This window comes from Pseudomonas sp. TMW22091 (assembly GCF_022496705.1).
GTDB lineage: Bacteria > Pseudomonadota > Gammaproteobacteria > Pseudomonadales > Pseudomonadaceae > Aquipseudomonas > Aquipseudomonas saxonica.
The window spans coordinates 223,099-241,820 of the sequence record NZ_SCFI01000005.1 but is presented as its reverse complement, the minus strand read 5'-3'; the positions used below and the strand labels follow the sequence as shown (position 1 = coordinate 241,820).

Genomic DNA, 18,722 nt, shown 5'->3' with positions numbered 1-18,722 from the left:
TGTGATAAAGTCAGCATCCTTTTTTCTTAACCGCCGCGTGATATGACCGAATCCAGCCCCAGCGAAAGCCAATCGAGCGTAAAAATATACCTGCGCCTTTTAGGTTATGTCCGGCCCTATATCGGCCTCTTCCTGCTGAGTATTGTCGGGTTTCTGATTTTCGCTTCGACGCAGCCAATGCTTGGCTACATCCTCAAGTATTTCGTCGACGGCCTGTCCAACCCCGATGCGGTGTTGTTCCCGACTATTCCCTACCTGCGTGATCTGCGCCTGTTACAGGCTGTGCCGATATTGATCGTCCTGATCGCAGCATGGCAAGGTTTTGGTTCGTTTCTGGGTAACTACTTCCTGGCCAAGGTGTCGTTGGGGTTGGTGCATGATCTGCGGGTTCAATTGTTCAATAACCTGCTGACATTGCCCAATCGCTATTTCGACAAGCACAACTCGGGTCATCTGATTTCGCGTATCACCTTCAACGTAACCATGGTCACCGGTGCTGCAACCGATGCTATCAAAGTGGTTATCCGTGAAGGCATGACGGTGATCTTCCTGTTCGCGTCCTTGCTGTGGATGAACTGGCGTCTCACGCTGGTGATGATCGCCATCTTGCCGCTGATTGCGGTCATGGTGAGCACGGCCAGCAAGAAATTTCGCAAGCAGAGCAAGAAAATTCAGGTCGCGATGGGCGATGTGACTCACGTGGCTTCTGAAACCATCCAGGGCTATCGCGTAGTACGCAGCTTTGGTGGCGAGACTTACGAAGAGAAGCGCTTCCTTCAGGCCAGCCTCAGCAACACCGAAAAGCAACTGCGCATGACGCGGACCGGAGCGATTTACACGCCCATGCTGCAATTGGTGATTTACATCGCCATGGGCATTCTGATGTTTCTGGTGCTGTACCTGCGCGGTGACGCCTCGGCGGGCGACATGATTGCCTACATCACCTTGGCCGGCTTACTGCCCAAGCCGATCCGCCAGTTGTCGGAGGTCAGCTCGACCATCCAGAAAGGGGTGGCAGGTGCAGAAAGCATTTTCGAACAATTAGACGAAGAACCTGAAGTCGACAAGGGCACCATCGAGCGTGACCAGGTGACTGGTCGTCTTGATGTGCGCAACCTGAGCTTCACCTACCCGGACACCGACCGTCAGGTACTCAAGGATGTAACGTTCTCGGTTGAGCCTGGGCAAATGGTGGCGTTGGTGGGTCGCTCTGGTAGTGGCAAATCGACATTGGCCAACCTGATCCCACGCTTTTATCACCACACTTCGGGTGAAATCCTGCTCGACGGCGTGGAAATCGAAGAGTATCGCTTGCTTAACCTGCGTCGCCATATTGCTCAGGTAACCCAGAACGTAACTCTGTTCAGTGACACGGTGGCCAACAACATCGCTTATGGTGACTTGGCTGGAGCGCCGCGCGAAGCGATCGAAAAAGCTGCGCGCGATGCCTATGCGATGGACTTTATCGAGCAACTGCCCCACGGCCTGGATACTCAGGTAGGTGAGAACGGTGTGCTGCTTTCCGGTGGTCAGCGCCAGCGTTTGGCGATTGCGCGAGCATTGCTTAAAAACGCCCCGTTGCTGATTCTCGATGAAGCCACCTCGGCTCTCGATACCGAGTCCGAGCGTCATATTCAGGCGGCCCTCGACCATGTCATGAAAGGTCGAACTACACTGGTGATTGCTCACCGCCTGACGACCATCGAAAAAGCCGATCTGATTCTGGTCATGGATCAGGGGCAGATCGTCGAGCGCGGCACCCATGCTGAATTGATGGAGCTGAGCGGATATTACGCACGGTTGCATTCGATGGGCCTTGATGCCCCGCAAACCTCGGGTGATATGACCTAGGATGTAAACCAGACCTGCGGGGGCTGACTCCCGCAGGTTTGATTAAGATTCGTCGGGCTGCCAGGCCCACCTCTGATTCTCATTCGCTGCGATTAACAGGTGAACTGACCTGTGTTCACCCTGTGTTAATATCGCGCCCCTGTTCATTTTGTATGTGGGTTCTCCATGAAGTTGTCCATGCCGCGATTCGATCAAGCCCCTGTCTTGGTGGTAGGCGATGTCATGCTCGACCGTTATTGGCATGGCGGGACCTCACGGATTTCCCCTGAGGCGCCGGTGCCGGTCGTCAAGGTCGAGCAAATCGAAGACCGCCCGGGCGGTGCTGCCAACGTTGCTTTGAACATCGCTGCCCTGGGTGCACCGGCTTCTCTGGTGGGTGTGACCGGCGACGATGAGGCGGCCAATAGCTTGGCCAATAGCCTTGAAGGCGCGGGGGTGCGTGCACTGTTTCAGCGCATTGCGCATCAGCCGACCATCGTTAAGCTGCGGGTCATGAGCCGTCACCAGCAACTGCTGCGTATCGACTTCGAAGAACCGTTCGCCACCGACGCGCTGGCGTTGGGGGCTGAAGTTGAAAACTTGCTTGAAGGCATCAAGGTACTGGTGCTTTCCGACTACGGCAAAGGCGCGTTAAAGAACCATCAGGTCCTTATCCAGGCCGCACGTGCCCGTGGCATTCCCGTGCTGGCAGACCCGAAAGGCAAAGATTTCTCGATTTATCGAGGGGCGAGCCTGATCACGCCTAACCTCAGCGAGTTCGAAGCCATCGTCGGTGGTTGTGTGGATGAAGGCGACTTGGTAGCCAAGGGCGCCAAGCTGATGGCAGAACTGGATCTGGGTGCTTTGCTGGTGACTCGCGGTGAATCAGGCATGACCTTGTTGCGCCCGGGTTTTCCGGCCATGCACTTGCCAGCTCGTGCCCGGGAAGTGTTTGACGTGACCGGTGCCGGTGACACGGTGATCTCTACCTTGGCCGCGGCCATTGCTGCCGGTGAAGAGCTGCCTCACGCGGTTGCGTTGGCCAATCTGGCGGCCGGCATTGTGGTGGGCAAGCTCGGTACGGCGGCCATCAGTGCTCCTGAGCTGCGTCGTGCGATTCAACGTTCAGAAGGTTCGGAGCGAGGCGTAGTGACCCTCGATCAATTGCTGTTGGCGATTGACGATGCTCGTGCTCACAACGAAAAGATCGTTTTCACCAACGGTTGCTTCGACATCTTGCACGCCGGGCATGTGACGTACCTGGAACAGGCGCGGGCCCAGGGCGATCGTTTGATCGTTGCGGTTAACGACGATGCGTCGGTAAGCCGTCTGAAAGGGCCGGGGCGTCCGATCAACAGTGTTGACCGTCGCATGGCGGTGCTGGCCGGTTTGGGTGCAGTGGATTGGGTGATCAGCTTTCCTGAAGGCACACCGGAAAACTTGCTGGCTCAGGTCAAGCCTGATGTCTTGGTCAAGGGCGGCGACTACGGTATTGACCAAGTGGTCGGTGCGGACATCGTGACGGCTTATGGCGGCACCGTGAAAGTGCTGGGGCTGGTTGAGAACAGCTCGACCACTGCTATTGTCGAGAAAATACGCGGTCAGTGAGGCTTGCCCTCACCCCAACCCTCTCCCAGAGGGAGAGGGGGCTGATTAGCGGTGATCTTGAATCTGCGTGCGGTCAGTCCCTCTCTCGTTGGTAGAGGGGGCTGATTAGCGGTGATCTTGAATCTGCGTGCGGTCAGTCCTCTCTCGTTGGTAGAGGGGGCTGATTAGCGGTGATCTTGAATCTACGTGCGGTCAGTCCTCTCTCGTTGGTAGAGGGGGCTGATTAGCGGTGATCTTGAATCTGCGTGCGGTCAGTCCCTCTCTCGTTGGTAGAGGGGGGCTGATTAGTGTTGATCTTGAATGCTCGTACGGTCAGTCCCCTCTCCCTCAGGGAGAGGGTTAGGGTGAGGGGCTTTGTGCTTCACCACCTTCCTGAATATCTGTCGGGCCTTGCCCGTCAGGCGCTTGAGTCCTGATTCTTTCTCAGGCGCATTCAAGCCCTGCTGCTTGAGCCAGTCTTTCCAGCGAATACGTTCATCGCTGACCACCCAGCCCACCTGCGGCGCAAAACTTTCAGCCAAATGTATCCCGCGCGTACTGACTGAGTGCAGCCTGTCCTTGTGCAGGGTGTAAAGCTCGGCGCAGGGCAATCCATCAGTCAACGGCATCAAGTAAAGATCTGGACGCTTGCGGTTGAGCCGCGCCACCAGTTGGTCGCCTTCCAGACGTTCATCGACATGCAGCAGGCTGAGCGATTTAGCCTCTTTGGGGACCTCCAGCCGCAAGTCGTAAATCAGTTGCAGCGAAGCTGTCGGCAAATGCACATACGCCCGTGGGCGCTCCAGCAACGTCTGGCTGCCACAACGAACCGCAAGCGCAGCGCCCGACAACGGAGTGAGTAAAAAGGGCAGGGCCTCGCGATAATGTAGCGCGCTGGCATAAGGTGCAGGCAGCCAGGTTTCCTTGAAGCGACCGCTGAGCCAACCTTCAGGGGTTTCGAGCAAGCACTCTTCAGCGACTTCCTGGATGGCGGTATGCAGCGGCAAGTTGATCTCGTGGGCCGGCACATAGCCAGAGATCAACTTGAGCACCACGTCGCCCCGGTCTTGACGGCGTTGGCGAACCAGCACCCAATAATCACGGCCCTGCCAGTTCAACGTCAGGCGTACCGATACCCCGAGATTGGCCAACTCCACACCAAAGCGCTGGGTGTCTGTCACGTTGACTTGACGGCGTTTATGCAAGGTCTGGGCAAAGTTGAGTGGCATGCCAATGCTTTGATAGCTCAAGCCTTCCGGCGTGGCCTCGACAAACAGGGACAGGGTTTTAAAGTCGTTGGGGTTCTTGCGGATGAGCGAACGCGGCATGTCGGCTCCTTCTTGCGTCGGGGTCGGCCGCGTCGGCGGCATCAAGGTTTACGCAGAATCTGCGCCACGGTGACTACGTTATGGGCCAGGTGCAACGGGTTGATGGTGCCGACAATAGCACTGGCAACACCCTGATGGCCAAATACCAGTTCAAAACTGGCGCGCACCGGATCAACCCCCGGACTTAGACAAACATGCCCGCTGGCCAGCGCTTTTTTGACAAGAATGGCTTTGCCATGGGCCGCGGCATAATCAATGACCGGCTTCTCGGCCTGCTCATTCAGGTTGTAGGTGACCATCGCACAGTCGCCCACTTCAAGCGCTTTGAGGCCACCTTCAACGGTTTTCCCCGAGAGGCCGAACCCGCGGATTTTGCCTTCGCGTTTAAGGGCCGCGAGGGTTTCATACACATCCTGTTGTTCAAGAATGGCCATATCATTGCCATCAGAATGCACGAGCACCATGTCGATGAAGTCTGTTTCAAGACGTTTCAGGCTGCGTTCAACCGACAGCCGGGTATGGGCGGCGCTGAAGTCATGACTGGACTCACCGTGGGTAAACTCTTCACCCACTTTACTGACAATGACCCAGTCCTTGCGTTGGCCGCGCAACAGAGGACCAAGGCGCTCTTCACTGCGGCCATAGGCCGGCGCAGTGTCGATCAGGTTGATGCCCATATCGCGGCTGAGCTTGAGCAGCCTGCGTGCTTCGTCGTCATCCGGGATCTGAAAGCCGCTGGGGTATTTCACGCCCTGATCGCGGCCCAGTTTGACGGTTCCCAGCCCTAGCGGTGAAACCACAAGGCCGGTGCTACCCAGTGGGCGATGGAAATCGTGCAGAGTGGGCTGACTCATGGCAACAATTGCTCCCAGGCCGTTTTCGCCAGAGGCGGGCGAGGCAATGGTGGCAAGGCAGGGGGATTGCCTGGCTGTATGCCATCTTGTTCAAGCGCCATCAGCACGCGATCCGAGAAGTCCGGCGCCAGTGCCAGTTTGGTCGGCCAGCCCACCAGTAAACGACCTTGGTCGGCGACAAAGGCGTTATCCGGACGTACCAGCCCCGATTGCGCCGGCTCGGCACGGTTGACCCGCAGCGTGGCCCATTGGGCTTGGCTCAGATCGATCCATGGCAGTAAATTGCCCAGTTCTTTGCGTGCCACCGCTATTTGCTCGGCCGGTTCGCGAGCGACACCCTCGGCTTCGGCAATGTCCCCACCCAGATACCATACCCACTCGCCATTGGCAGCGGGGTGGGTGGTCACCGTAATACGTGGCTTGGGGCCGCCACCCAGACAGTGGGCGTAGAGCGGCTTAAGCGTTGGGCCTTTGACCATCACCATATGCAGAGGGCGCAGCTGTTGCGCAGGCACGCTGATACCGGCACTGGCCAGCAGCTCGGCATTGCCAGCGCCCGCGCTGAACACGATGCGCTGAGCGTGAATTTCGCGGCCATCAATGCGCAGACCGATCATTTCACCGTCTTCAATCAGTGGCTCGATGGATTGCGCTGCCAATAAACCGTCTTGCGCGAGTTCGGCAAGACGCTCTATCAGGCTTGGCACATCGACCACCAGCTCGGCCAGTCGATAGACCTTACCCTTGAAACGGGGGTCTTGCAGCGCCGGGGGCAGTTCATCGCCTTTCACCTGATCAACCCGGCCGCGCACAGCCTTGCTGGCGAAGAAGCTGGTCAGATTGCCCGCCAGCGTGCCGGGCGACCATAGGTAATGAGCTTGGGAAAGGATGCGCACACCGCGCAGATCCAGTTCGCCTTCACCGGCCAGGGCTTCGCGCCAGCGGCGCGGCATATCGGCAATGGCTTCGGACGCGCCGGTTAGCGCGCCATGTAACGCGTATTTGGCACCGCCATGAATGATGCCCTGGGACTTCACACTCTGCCCGCCGCCCAGACTTTCGCGCTCGACCACAATTGTGGAGAAGCCTTGGCCACGCAGGCGGGCATTGAGCCAGAGGCCGGCAACACCAGCGCCGACAATCAGCACGTCGGTGGAAATAACGGATGGCATGGGCGACCTCAGTGTTAAAAGACAAGGTCGGGAGTATACAACGTGATCCAGAGTCTGACGTTCTGTCGGCGCCGCTGAGGGGCAGGCTTAGTGCCCCGCTGTTTTAGAGAACAACTGGATCACCACCACACCCAGCACGATCAAACCCATACCGAGCATGGCCGGAACATCGAGTTTCTGGCCGTAGATAAACAGTGCGGCGACGCTCACCATTACAATCCCCATGCCTGCCCAGACGGCATATGCCACACCGACCGGGATCGTGCGCACCACCAGCGTCAGCATCCAGAACGCGGTGGCGTAACCGGCAATCACCAGCACCAGTGGCAGTGGCGTGCTGAACCCCTTGATCGCTTTCATCGAAACGGTGGCAATCACTTCGGCGCAAATGGCGATAGCCAGATAGTAGTAAGCGTTCATGGAGAAGTCCTGAATGGGGGCGGGGCAATTTACCAGCAAGGCAGTCTAGTGGTTGTAAAAGTCTGTACGGGTTTTAATTGCGACCTGTTCAGGGGCCGTTCCGACAATACGACTGCCCATCAAGCGCCATCATCGTAACGCCCGTTTTCAAGTAAACTCTGCGCCCATGAATAGAACCCTCTACACCTTGCTGTTTCATCTGGGGCTGCCATTGGTGGCGATTCGGTTGTGGCTACGGGCGCGCAAGGCGCCAGCGTATGCCAAACGTATCGGTGAACGCTTCGCCCTCAATCTGCCGGTTATGCAGCCGGGCGGAATTTGGGTTCATGCGGTATCCGTGGGCGAAAGCATCGCCGCCGCGCCCATGATTCGTGCGCTGCTCAAGCGTTACCCGCAGTTGCCCATTACAGTGACCTGCATGACGCCCACTGGATCAGAACGCATTCGGGCCCTGTTTGCCGATGAGCCGCGAATCCAGCATTGCTACCTGCCGTATGACTTGCCTTGGGCGGCGGCGCGCTTTTTGGATCGCGTGCAGCCGATACTGGCCGTCATCATGGAAACCGAGTTGTGGCCCAATCATATTCACCAATGCGCAAAACGAGGCATTCCGGTGGCGCTGGCCAATGCGCGGCTGTCGGCCCGTTCGGCTAAAGGCTACGCACGGTTTGCCAAACTGACTCGCCCGATGCTTGAGGAAATGAGCCTCATCGCCGTGCAGACAGAAGCTGAAGCGCAACGATTCCTTGAGCTCGGCGCGCGTCTTGAGTGCGTTGAGGTGACAGGGTCCATCAAGTTCGATTTGAGTATTGATCCGCAGTTGGTGGTCAAGGCCCGGGCATTGCGCGAACACTGGCAGGCACAAGCCCGTCCTGTCTGGATCGCCGCCAGTACCCACGAAGGTGAAGACTCAATCGTGCTCGCGGCTCATCGGCAGTTACGGGTCAGTTACCCTGATGCGCTATTGATTCTGGTGCCGCGTCATCCCGAGCGGTTTAACGCGGTGTTTGAGCTGTGCCAGCGGGAAGGTTTTGCCACGGTGCGCCGCTCCAGTGGCGAGGCAGTGACCCCTCTAACGCAGGTTATGCTGGGCGACACCATGGGCGAGTTGCTGTTTCTCTATGCATTGGCAGACAGCGCCTTTGTCGGCGGCAGTCTGGTGCCCAACGGCGGGCACAACCTGCTGGAGCCCGCCGCCTTGGGCTTGCCTGTGTTGAGCGGACCGCATCTGTTCAATTTCCTCGACATCGCTGCGTTGTTACGCGATGCCGGTGCGTTGCTGGAAGTGGAAGATGCCCAAGGCTTGGCCTTGGCGGTGCAGCGCTTGTTTGAGCTGCCGCAAGACGCGCACCGAATGGCCGAGGCGGGCCTGAAGGTAATGCAGGCCAACCAAGGCGCACTTCAACGTTTACTGAATGCTTTGGGGCGCTTATTGCCACCTTGAGTCATCGAGTTAAACAGGGCTATTCATCACCCGCCAAAGGCAGAAACCAGCGTTCAGCCAGCTCCTTGCCGATCCGGCCATAGTGCACATCGACAACCGCTTGCTCGCTACGCGCGTCCGCCAATTGTGAGTAATAGCTCAATTTGCGCTGTTCCTTTGTTTTAAGGTGAGCGACTTCAAATTCGAGCTTTGGTGTTCGGGCTTCGGCGTAGTGAAAATGGGCATACCACAGCGTAAAACCTCCCCTGTCATTGACGGCGTATTCCTGGATAAAGTCTTGGCGTGGTCCTTGTAACTTGATGCGCTTCCCAAGACCTGCAATTTGTACAAGGTTCTCGCCAAGCAGATATTGAAGGTTGCTGTGGGTGGGTGGGAGTTCCCTGCTTAATTGAGTACGAAATGCCTTGCCCTCGCTGAAAAAGTTACGGGCTGCTGTGCGCATGTTGTCCACCAGTGACACATCATCGGCTCGGCGGGATTCGGCAGGGATACTCTGCATGGCGACGTCCATTTCAGTTGCCAGTTTGTCGAGTTTTTTGCCTTCGTTAGTGAACAGCTCTTCAATTTCTACCGGATACCGGCAGAGCTTTTGAAACTCTCGGGCTTTGAACAGATTTTCGTCATACAAGCGATAGAGTTTGCGGGCTTCACCCTTGATGAGGCTGAGTGCGCGTGAGGGGGCTGTGACAGGGCGCACCGCTTCTTTGATTTCTCGCCATTCGTCGCCATGTTGGGAGTAGGTCGACAGCAATTTATTTTCGAAACCATCGCGTATTTCTATGACCTCGATGGGCCAGTCCTTACCCGCGGGTTTGATTTCGCCAATCAATTTGCCTCTACCCTTTACGCTGATGACTTTCTTCTTGGGCGTACCCCCCGAGGAGGGACGGCTACGAGGTTTTTTTCGCGCTTTCGGCTCAGGTTTGATTTCGGCTGCCAGTAACGTTCTGGCGTCCTGGTAAAGCTCTGTCAGCAATTGCACGAGTTTATTGAAGTATTCTGGCTCCAGGTCCTCGGCGTTCACGATGCGGATGCCATGCAAAGCATCCAGCGCCTGACCGTAGTTTTCCACCAGGCTGTCCAGGACTTCGAGGCGTTTGTGGCTATCTAACGTCTGCACGTTGAGTTCATTGTGGGTTTGCACGTGTTCCTGAAGGGGGTCAATCGTATGGTCGAGGCTTTCTTCAACAGCGCTTTCTACCCGTATTTTGGTGCTGGCCAATTTGAGGCAACTCAGTTGAACCGCTTTGAGGCTCAACGGGGTAAGACCTTCTCTGGAAATTTCTTCGAGCAGGGGCGTGGCGGAGGTCACGCCGGATGGGCCTTGGTTATACAACTCATCCAGCAATGAGTTTCTTTTTTCAACACGCTCAATCGCGCGCCCGTTGAGGCTTATCATCTCGTGAAGGAACTGGTTGAAGCCTTGTGGGTCGTCCTCTCCCGCCCAGTCAAGCTCGGGACCGGGAGTGCTGAACTGTGGCCATTTGTCTGTTAGTGCTTTTCGCTCAAGTGATGACAGGTACAAGGCCACGACTCTGTTATTGAAGGCTTTCTCAAGCAGCGTGTTTAAGGAGGAGGTCGTAAAAGGAACATGTAGCCGGATGCGCTCCTCTGTGGTGTTGAGCATTTTTAAGTAAGCATTCAGTTGTTCCTGCAACGCTGTGTTGAGCCTTTCTCGCAGGGATGCAATCTGCGCCCGTGGGAAACGTAGGTCCGCTGAGGCAGATTGAAGCGCTTCGGAGGTGACTTTAACCTTTCTGAACAGCGATTCTTCTGCTGCATAAAAATCGTTCAGCTCACCCCTCAATTCAAGGATTCGTGCTTCATTTTCTCGCTGGCGGGAGGCGATCCGCCGGGGCGGCATACCACCTTGCAGGCGCAGTCGCAGATCCAACGACCATTTGCCTCGACCGTCTGGTTTTACACCGGGGCCGTACAGACTGATGTCCGAAGCGCTGACGATCACGGCTGCGCCACTAGGGTCCACGTCCACGGGGAAAAGGTCTTCCCCAATCAGTACGTGCCACTTGTCATCAAAGCGATAAAGCCCTTTGTGCAGACCACTGGCTTGTGCGGGCGGTAGAGGCTGAGCGGTAGTCACTTTAAAACCCGCCAGACGTTCCCGTTGGCTGGGTGTCAGCTGGTTGCGGGCACTGGCGAAGCTGAAGTCGACCGGGGTACTTTCGGTGTTGGGGAATACCCCCGGCAGCGCCACCAGCCCCGCATCGATCAGGGGTGGAGGGGAGGCGGGCCAGTTCTCTTTGAAGTGTGGGGGAGCAAAGGGCCGCATGATGCTGGACTTCAGGCCAGGCGGTAATTTTGTGAGGCGTGGCAGAGCATCCAGAATCGGGTGAAACAGCAGCAGGCTAAGGTTGATCAGAACATCTGCTGCCGCATTTTCGCGCACGGCCTTATCGGGACTGGCCAGTGCTGGAATGTTCCTGACGGCCAGTTCTGCCAAACTTTTGAGGCCGGCTGTAAGCATGAGGGGGCGGGGCAGTTCCGGGAGCAACAGCAAGCTGTTAAAAATCAGACTGGCACCTTCAAGGAGTACTGCCCAGCGACTTTCACTGTTGGAAACGGACTCTGCATTGGCTTGTTCCACCAGTCCTCTGGCATTGCTGCCATACAGAAACAGCATCAGTTGGCCGTTCGCCAGATATTGCATCAACTCATTGCTGGTGCCATTAGTCGCCAGCTGCGCAGGGGCTGGCGTATCAATCGGTGCGAACTCATCGCCGAGCGTGAAATGCACGATATGCGGTTCTTTGAAGCCGCCATAATCATAAACGGGACGTGCACGGTCGCTTAACCAGGTCAATACGCTCTTTTGCAACTCACCCGGTTGCGCAATAGCGTCCAGCAGTGCCGCGCGGGTGGGGTATTCCAGTAATGACTGGGCGTAAAAGGGGCGGTAAAGCAGGTGCGGTCCTTGCTCTACGTCCTGGGGCTCAATGATGAACATGTTAGCCACGACATCAGGCAACGCCTCGTGTTTACGCACCAGCGCCAGGTGGCGAATGACGATGATGTTTTCGTCGACGACCCTGTCACTGGTTCCCGGTTGTACCAATGCTGCGACATACCGCGCGCCCTGAGCGGTCACACCGTTTTCTTTTTTAAGGCTGTGTTCCAGTGCTTCCAGGGGCAGTTGCGCGCTCAGGTGTTCGGCGAATATCTTTTCACGCGTGCTTAGCGCCGAACTGCTGAGCAGTAGATCCTCCAGCCTCTCGGGATACGCTTTGCCAATATTCACCTGTTCAATCAGCCCATTTCGGCGCGTGATGTAGTCGGTTGTGAGCCAGTCAGGTAGCGTTAATCCATAGCGATGACGCAGTCTCACGCTGCCTTTGGGGCGTCCCTTCAGATTGTTCAACGCCAGTTCGGTCAGGCTCATGGCCGTTGACTCTATGATGCCCACTGCATCTGGCAAACCTGTTGCTGTGGTAAACGTCAGCTCAAGCGCCTCGGGGTCCAGTACGGCATCCGATACATGCTTGTCGGTGTTCAGTTCGAGTCGTAACTGGTCGGCTCGCATTTGCTCGCGAAGTACATCGACGGCATAGGTGTGCAGATCGGTAATGCCGTAGAGATAAGTCTGCCCTTTGTTGATTTTTTTGGTTGCGGACAGTGACAAACTGTATTGGCGATAGAGTGCCTGATCTCCGGGGGAGGCATTGGCCAGCCAGTCGGGCAGTTGAGTTTTGAGTGTTTCAAGTGTGTCGAGATCGGCTTGTGGTGAATCTTCGAACAGTGCTGCGGTGTCGGTGATATCCCTATACACATTGTCCAGCGCTTGCCATCCAATGCTGGCGGGCAGATTCAACAAGCCGATGCGTTCCAGTTGTTGGTTGAGGATGGCGGCGGCGCTGGCCTCAAATACATTGCCTTCAAGCTCAAAGCGTGTGAGCCGGATTTCTTCTGCGGCATAACGGCGCTTGACGCCTGCACTCCAGCTCTGGCTAAGGGCGTCAATGTCTTTATAGGTGCGGGTTCTGCCGTTGGGCTGGAACACAAAAACCCGATCCCGGGTAGCCAATGCAATGCGCGCACTTAACCCTGAACTCATGACGCCAGCGCTAATCAATGAAACCTTAATCCAGTAAGCCCTAACCGCATTGTCCTGATACAGGCGTATTCGATCCTCGCGCACCGGCGCGTTGATCACTTGGCTAATGGCTTGAAGTATCTCTTTATTCAGGTCGGGTTGTTGAAGTGCACGAATGGTTTGGGTGTCTTTAATAACATCACTTAGCCAGCTCCAGCGATTACCGCCAGCTCCGCAATCTTGCCCCCAGAACTCGTTCAGCGCGTCTTGCAGGCCAATGGGTAAACGCCAGGCGAGTTCTTTGACTAGCTTTTCAATGACCTTCATATCCAGTTCACCCTCTTGCAGGGTGAGCCATGCGTAGTGTTGATCGCTTAAATAGTAGGATTCGCCGTAAATCGGGCTGAAATCAAGGTCTGTTCCGCTGCCCAGGAACTGCTTGACCCTTGCCATAAACGGTTCAAGTGTCCATCCACCCATCGGTTGAGGGGTGGCAAGTCGGGTGTGATCGAGGTCAATCACAAGTGACGGGTATTGCTGGGCTATGGCATCGGCGAGCAGTTGTTGAGTGATGGATTCGAGTGTCGGCGAACCGCTGAATTGCGCACGCACGGCATTTTCCGGGGGCACAACTTGCTGTGAGGTTGAGGTAGGCATGAGTGTTCCTGTACTGAGTTCCAAGAGGTCAAACGACCGTGATGTCGTATTAACCTCTGGTGCTCTCAAGGAACGGTGGTAGCGGGTTATGGTGACTCTGCGCTTGCTGCGAAGAAATCAGCGCTTCAGTTGCCCGGCGAGCGAAAGTTGGCTTCAGCCGCTTTGGCAAGGTCGGGTGGCAGGAAGTCTTTGTCCGGGTTGTAGTCCGCTTTCAAATACTGAGCCAAGGCTTGCAGATCGCCGGGGTTCAACGTGCCTGCTGCCTGTTTGAGTCGCAGGTTGTCGAGGATGTAGTCATAGCGGCTGTTGTTATAGTCGCGCACCGAGTTGTACAACTGGCGCTGGGCGTCGAGTACGTCAACGATGTTGCGTGTACCGACCTGATAGCCAATTTCGGTGGCTTCCAGTGCGCTCTGGTTGGAGATGATCGACTGTTTGCGTGCCGAGACCTGCTCAACGTCGGTGTTGACCGCGCGGAAATAATTACGCGTGTTTTCGACCACTTGGCGGCGCAATTGCTCGCGCTGTTGCTCGGTCTGATCCAGGCGGGAATAAGACTCACGCACTTGTGAGCTGGTCAGCCCGCCGCTGTAGATCGGGATATTCAGTTGCACGCCAATGCTGCGTTGCGATACGTCACCCCCATAGCGCTGGTTGAGGGCATTGGGGTTGCTCAGACCAAAGGCATCGTTATCGCCGGTTTTATACTGCACCACGGCATCAAGCGTCGGCGCGTGGCCGGCCTTGCGCTGCTTGAGGGTTTCTTCTGCTGCATCTACCGCATAGTTGCTGGCAAGCAGTTGAAGGTTCTGCTGCCCGGCGGTGTCGACCCACAATTTGGCATTGTTGGGTGATGGCGGCAGAATCGGCAAGGTGTGGCGCATGCCTTCAATCGAGTTGTATTGGCGGTTGGTGAGCGTCACCAGTGCTTCAAAGGCATCTTCCACCTGACGCTGAGCCAGCATCCGGTTGGCGCGTGCGGTGTCGTAACTGGCCTGGGATTGCAGCACGTCGGTCTTGTCCGACAGGCCCACGTCAAAGCGTTCTCGAGACTGGTCCAGCTGGCGCTTGAAGGCTTCTTCTTCAGCCTTGGTGGCGGCGAGCGTGTCCTGGGCGCGCAATACCGAGTAATAGGCATTGGCCGATTGCAGAATCAAATTCTGTTCGGTCGCCGACAGTTGCAAAGCAGCCTGCTCATTGATCGATTCGGCGGCTTTCAACTGGAACCAGCGATCAATCCGGAACAGCGGCTGTGCCAACGTTGCCTGATACACCATCGCACTGCGGTTGGTGGTCAGCGAGGGCTGGTCAATGGCGGTGCGCACATTGCTGGACTCGGCGCCACCGGACAAGTTAGGCAGCAAACCGGCGCGGGCCTGTGGCACCACTTCCTTTTGTGCCGCGTAATCGGCGCGGGCAGCGGCCAGATCAGCGTTGTTGTCGACCGCTTCGTGGTAAACGCTGACCAGGCCGTTTTGGCTGGACAACGGGGCAATGGTGTCCAGAGCCATTGCGCTGGTCGCCCAAGACACGGCGATTGCCAGTGATAGTTTGCGCAGCATGAGCGATCCCTAGTTCAAGAGTGCGAAAAATGATGGCCCGAGTCCGACTCGCGGTTTCAAGACGTAGCGAGTGTAGTAGTTTTGTAGATAGAGGGCAGCTGCAAGTTGCGAGTTGCAAGCTACAAGTTGGATCAACATCTAAAGCTTGCCGCTTGTAGCTGGCAACGTGTAGCAAAATACTTACCACTCCCCTAGACTGGCCACGTTCTTGTCGGGGTGCCTTGCTATGAGGCTGAGATCGAATAATTTCGGATCCCGTTGAACCTGATCAGGTTAACGCCTGCGTAGGGAACAAGATTTCTCGTCTCCCGGCGAGTCCTCTTGAGTGCTGTCCGGGATCAGTTGATCAAAAAATGATCAGTTGTTCGAGGCCGCCACTCAGCACCCAGTCATGGGGTGCATCCGTGCTTTTTTCAGGTTCTTCCTCCGACAATCCGCCTGGATGCAGTCTGGAGAGCCGTGATGAGTACAAAACTAAAAAACGCAATCAACCTCAGTGATTCGGCCAAGGTCGATGAACAGTCGGTCAAGCCGTTTACCCGCTCGCAAAAAGTCTACGTACAAGGTTCGCGCCCTGACATTCTGGTGCCGATGCGTGAAGTCAGCCTGGATGTCACGCCCACCGATTTTGGGGGCGAAGTGAATGCCCCGGTATTGATCTACGACACCTCCGGCCCGTATACCGACCCGTCTGTGCAGATTGATGTGCGCAAAGGGCTGGGCGATGTGCGTTCAGCGTGGATTGATGACCGCAACGACACCGAGCGTTTGCCGGGCCTGAGTTCGAATTTTGGCCAAATGCGTCTTGAAGACGCTGAATTGACCAAACTGCGTTTCGCCCACGTGAAGAACCCGCGTCGGGCCAAGGCGGGCGCCAACGTCAGTCAGATGCACTACGCGCGTCAGGGCATCATCACGGCGGAAATGGAATACGTCGCTATCCGCGAAAACATGAAATTGCAGGAAGCCCGCGCAGCGGGTCTGCTCGACCAGCAGCACGCAGGCCACAGCTTCGGCGCCAATATCCCTAAAGAAATCACCGCCGAATTCGTGCGCGATGAAATCGCCCGTGGTCGTGCCATTATTCCGGCCAACATCAACCACGTTGAGCTGGAACCGATGATCATCGGCCGTAACTTTCTGGTGAAGATCAACGGCAATATCGGCAACAGCGCACTGGGTTCTTCCATCGAAGAGGAAGTGGCCAAACTGACCTGGGGCATTCGCTGGGGCTCGGACACGGTCATGGACTTGTCCACCGGCAAGCATATTCACGAAACCCGCGAATGGATCATCCGCAACTCTCCCGTACCGATCGGTACCGTGCCGATTTATCAGGCACTGGAAAAGGTCAATGGCGTGGCCGAAGACCTGACGTGGGAATTGTTCCGCGACACCCTGATCGAACAGGCCGAGCAGGGCGTTGACTACTTCACCATTCATGCCGGCGTCTTGCTGCGCTATGTGCCGCTGACCGCCAAGCGTGTGACCGGCATTGTTTCCCGTGGTGGCTCGATCATGGCCAAGTGGTGCCTGGCGCACCACAAAGAGAACTTCCTCTACACCCATTTCGATGACATCTGCGAAATCATGAAGGCCTACGATGTCAGTTTCTCGCTGGGTGACGGCTTGCGGCCCGGCTCGATCGCCGACGCCAATGACGCGGCGCAGTTCGGTGAACTGGAAACCCTCGGTGAACTGACCAAAATCGCCTGGAAGCACGACGTGCAATGCATGATCGAAGGCCCGGGCCATGTGCCAATGCAGTTGATCAAAGAGAACATGGACAAGCAGCTTGAGTGCTGCGACGAGGCGCCGTTCTACACCCTCGGCCCGCTGACCACCGACATTGCGCCGGGATACGACCACATCACTTCGGGCATTGGCGCGGCGATGATCGGTTGGTTTGGTTGCGCCATGCTCTGCTACGTGACGCCTAAAGAGCACTTGGGCTTGCCGAACAAAGATGACGTCAAGACCGGGATTATCACCTACAAGATTGCGGCCCACGCCGCCGACTTGGCCAAAGGCCATCCCGGTGCGCAAATCCGTGACAACGCCCTGAGCAAGGCGCGTTTCGAGTTTCGTTGGGAAGACCAGTTCAATCTGGGCCTTGATCCGGACACCGCGCGTTCGTACCACGACGAAACCTTGCCTAAAGACTCGGCCAAGGTCGCGCATTTCTGTTCCATGTGCGGGCCGAAATTCTGCTCGATGAAAATCACACAGGAAGTGCGTATTTACGCGGCCAACCAGCGTATCGAGGCCATCGACGTCGACGTGGCCAAAGGTTTGGCCGAGCAAGCAGAGCGCTTCAAGCAAGAAGGCAGCCAGCTCTACAAAAAAGTGTGATCTAAACCGCAAACTCCGTAGCAGCTGCCGAAGGCTGCGTTCGGCGGCGTAGCCGTCGTAAATTCAGAGATCGCGGAACATCTGTTAGACCGCATTTTCAGGTTTTACGATCGCTTCGCAATCGGACGCCGCCTTTGGCAGCTGCTACGAGATAAGTGTTTATCCTGCTCTCCTTGAGATTCATGCCTTGAACACACCCAATACTTACTCACCGGACGTCGCGGTACCTGCCAGTCAGCGGGTCCTCGGCGGTCGAGATCTGTTTTCTCTGTGGTTTTCCCTCGGCATTGGCTTGATGGTGTTGCAGACCGGCGCGCTACTGGCGCCAGGTCTGGGGCTATCGGGTTCATTGTTGGCAATCTTTCTCGGTACGCTTGTGGGCGTGTCGTTGCTGGCGTCGGTGGGCGTGGTCGGCAGCGACACCGGCCTGTCGTCCATGGCCGCGCTTAAACTCAGTCTGGGCAGCCGTGGTGCAATGCTCCCGGCATTGCTTAACGTACTGCAACTGATCGGTTGGGGTTCGTTTGAAATCATTGTCATGCGTGACGCCGCCAGCCTGTTGGGCGCGCGGGCATTCAGTGACACCAGCCTGTGGAGCCAGCCGTTGTTGTGGACGGTGTTCTTCGGTGCTCTGGCAACTTTGCTGGCAGTCAGTGGGCCGCTGACCTTTGTGCGTAAAATTCTGCGCAAATGGGGTATCTGGCTATTGTTGGGCGCGTGCCTGTGGCTGACCTGGAACCTCTTCAGCAAAGCTGACTTGCCTGCGCTGTGGGCGCATAAGGGTGATGGTTCGCTACCCTTTGCCGTGGGCTTTGATATTGCCATCGCCATGCCGCTGTCGTGGTTGCCCTTGATTGCCGACTATTCACGTTTCGGTAAGCGCGCCAAAAGTGTGTTTGGCGGCACCGCGCTGGGCTTTTTGATTGGCAACTTCTGGCTGATGAGTCTGGGTGTGGCCTACACCCTGGCATTCGCGCCGAGCGGTGAAGTCAATGCCCTATTGCTGGCGCTGGCCGGGGCCGGGTTGGGGATTCCGTTATTGCTGATTCTGCTGGACGAGTCTGAAAACGCCTTTGCCGATATTCACTCGGCGGCGGTCTCCAGTGGGTTGTTGCTGCGGTTGAAGGTTGAACACTTGGCGTTGATCATCGGTGTTATCTGTACTTTGATTGCCTGTTTCGCGCCGCTGGCGCAGTACCAGAACTTTCTGCTGTTGATTGGCTCAGTGTTTGCGCCGTTGTTTGGCGTGGTGCTGGTGGACCACTTTATCGTGCGTAAACGCAGTGTTCAGGTGGCGCCCACGTTATTTAGCGGTTCGGCGTTACTGGCCTGGTTGGGCGGGGTGGTGACGTATCACGTGCTGGCCAATCTGCTGCCGGATGTGGGCGCGACCTTGCCGGCCCTGTTACTGGCGGGGGCGTTGCAGTGGGTGTTGGGGCGTCAACGCTAAAAGCCCCTCACCACCTAT

At 56.6% G+C, this 18,722-nt stretch carries 11 protein-coding genes and 1 riboswitch; of the genes, 5 read left to right on the top strand and 6 right to left on the bottom strand.

Annotation, left to right across the window (positions count from 1 at the left end; genetic code table 11):
• The first annotated feature begins 42 nt into the window (after positions 1-42).
• Positions 43-1,851, top strand: a complete 1,809-nt coding sequence (gene msbA / locus EQV93_RS12095) for a lipid A export permease/ATP-binding protein MsbA (RefSeq protein ID WP_122785116.1) — start codon at positions 43-45, stop codon at positions 1,849-1,851.
• A gap of 165 nt (positions 1,852-2,016) precedes the next feature.
• Positions 2,017-3,438, top strand: a complete 1,422-nt coding sequence (hldE, locus tag EQV93_RS12090; protein WP_122785115.1) for a bifunctional D-glycero-beta-D-manno-heptose-7-phosphate kinase/D-glycero-beta-D-manno-heptose 1-phosphate adenylyltransferase HldE — start codon at positions 2,017-2,019, stop codon at positions 3,436-3,438.
• A 284-nt stretch (positions 3,439-3,722) separates the two neighbouring features.
• Here the strand turns inward: hldE and EQV93_RS12085 are convergent, their stop codons facing one another.
• The 4 genes from EQV93_RS12085 to EQV93_RS12070 all read right to left on the bottom strand — a co-directional run bounded on the left by EQV93_RS12085 (position 3,723) and on the right by EQV93_RS12070 (position 7,191).
• The gene (locus EQV93_RS12085; protein WP_240891631.1) at positions 3,723-4,745 is read right to left on the bottom strand and encodes a metal ABC transporter ATPase; all 1,023 of its coding nucleotides are present in this window, start codon (positions 4,743-4,745) and stop codon (positions 3,723-3,725) included.
• A gap of 41 nt (positions 4,746-4,786) precedes the next feature.
• Complete coding sequence (locus EQV93_RS12080; RefSeq protein WP_146424680.1) at positions 4,787-5,599, bottom strand: aldo/keto reductase; 813 nt, start codon at positions 5,597-5,599, stop codon at positions 4,787-4,789.
• A complete protein-coding gene (locus EQV93_RS12075; RefSeq protein ID WP_240891630.1) occupies positions 5,596-6,771 on the bottom strand; it encodes an NAD(P)/FAD-dependent oxidoreductase in 1,176 nt (391 codons plus the stop codon). The genes EQV93_RS12080 and EQV93_RS12075 overlap by 4 nt, the downstream gene beginning before the upstream one ends.
• Positions 6,772-6,858: 87 nt before the next feature.
• Positions 6,859-7,191 carry a DMT family transporter gene (locus tag EQV93_RS12070; protein ID WP_095004291.1) on the bottom strand — a complete coding sequence of 111 codons (333 nt, stop codon included), beginning with the start codon at positions 7,189-7,191 and terminating at the stop codon, positions 6,859-6,861.
• 166 nt (positions 7,192-7,357) lie between these two features.
• On the opposite strand from EQV93_RS12070, the gene waaA reads away from it, so the two are divergent.
• On the top strand, positions 7,358-8,635 hold the full coding sequence (waaA, locus tag EQV93_RS12065) for a lipid IV(A) 3-deoxy-D-manno-octulosonic acid transferase (protein WP_240891629.1): 1,278 nt from the start codon (positions 7,358-7,360) through the stop codon (positions 8,633-8,635).
• A 19-nt stretch (positions 8,636-8,654) separates the two neighbouring features.
• Here waaA and EQV93_RS12060 read toward each other — a convergent pair whose 3' ends face one another.
• Together EQV93_RS12060 and EQV93_RS12055 are read right to left on the bottom strand one after the other, a co-directional pair.
• Positions 8,655-13,340, bottom strand: coding sequence for a dermonecrotic toxin domain-containing protein (locus tag EQV93_RS12060; RefSeq protein WP_240891628.1), 4,686 nt, complete (start codon positions 13,338-13,340; stop codon positions 8,655-8,657).
• Positions 13,341-13,465: 125 nt separating this feature from the next.
• Positions 13,466-14,902 (bottom strand): TolC family outer membrane protein, encoded by a 1,437-nt coding sequence (locus tag EQV93_RS12055; protein ID WP_122785109.1) that lies wholly within the window; start codon positions 14,900-14,902, stop codon positions 13,466-13,468.
• A 202-nt stretch (positions 14,903-15,104) separates the two neighbouring features.
• Positions 15,105-15,210, top strand: a riboswitch (TPP riboswitch).
• Between the two features lie 154 nt (positions 15,211-15,364).
• Here EQV93_RS12055 and thiC point away from each other — a divergent pair.
• Positions 15,365-17,254, top strand: coding sequence for a phosphomethylpyrimidine synthase ThiC (gene thiC, locus EQV93_RS12050; protein ID WP_122785108.1), 1,890 nt, complete (start codon positions 15,365-15,367; stop codon positions 17,252-17,254).
• Positions 17,255-17,441: 187 nt separating this feature from the next.
• Complete coding sequence (cytX, locus tag EQV93_RS12045) at positions 17,442-18,704, top strand: putative hydroxymethylpyrimidine transporter CytX (protein WP_240891627.1); 1,263 nt, start codon at positions 17,442-17,444, stop codon at positions 18,702-18,704.
• Positions 18,705-18,722: the final 18 nt, after the last annotated feature.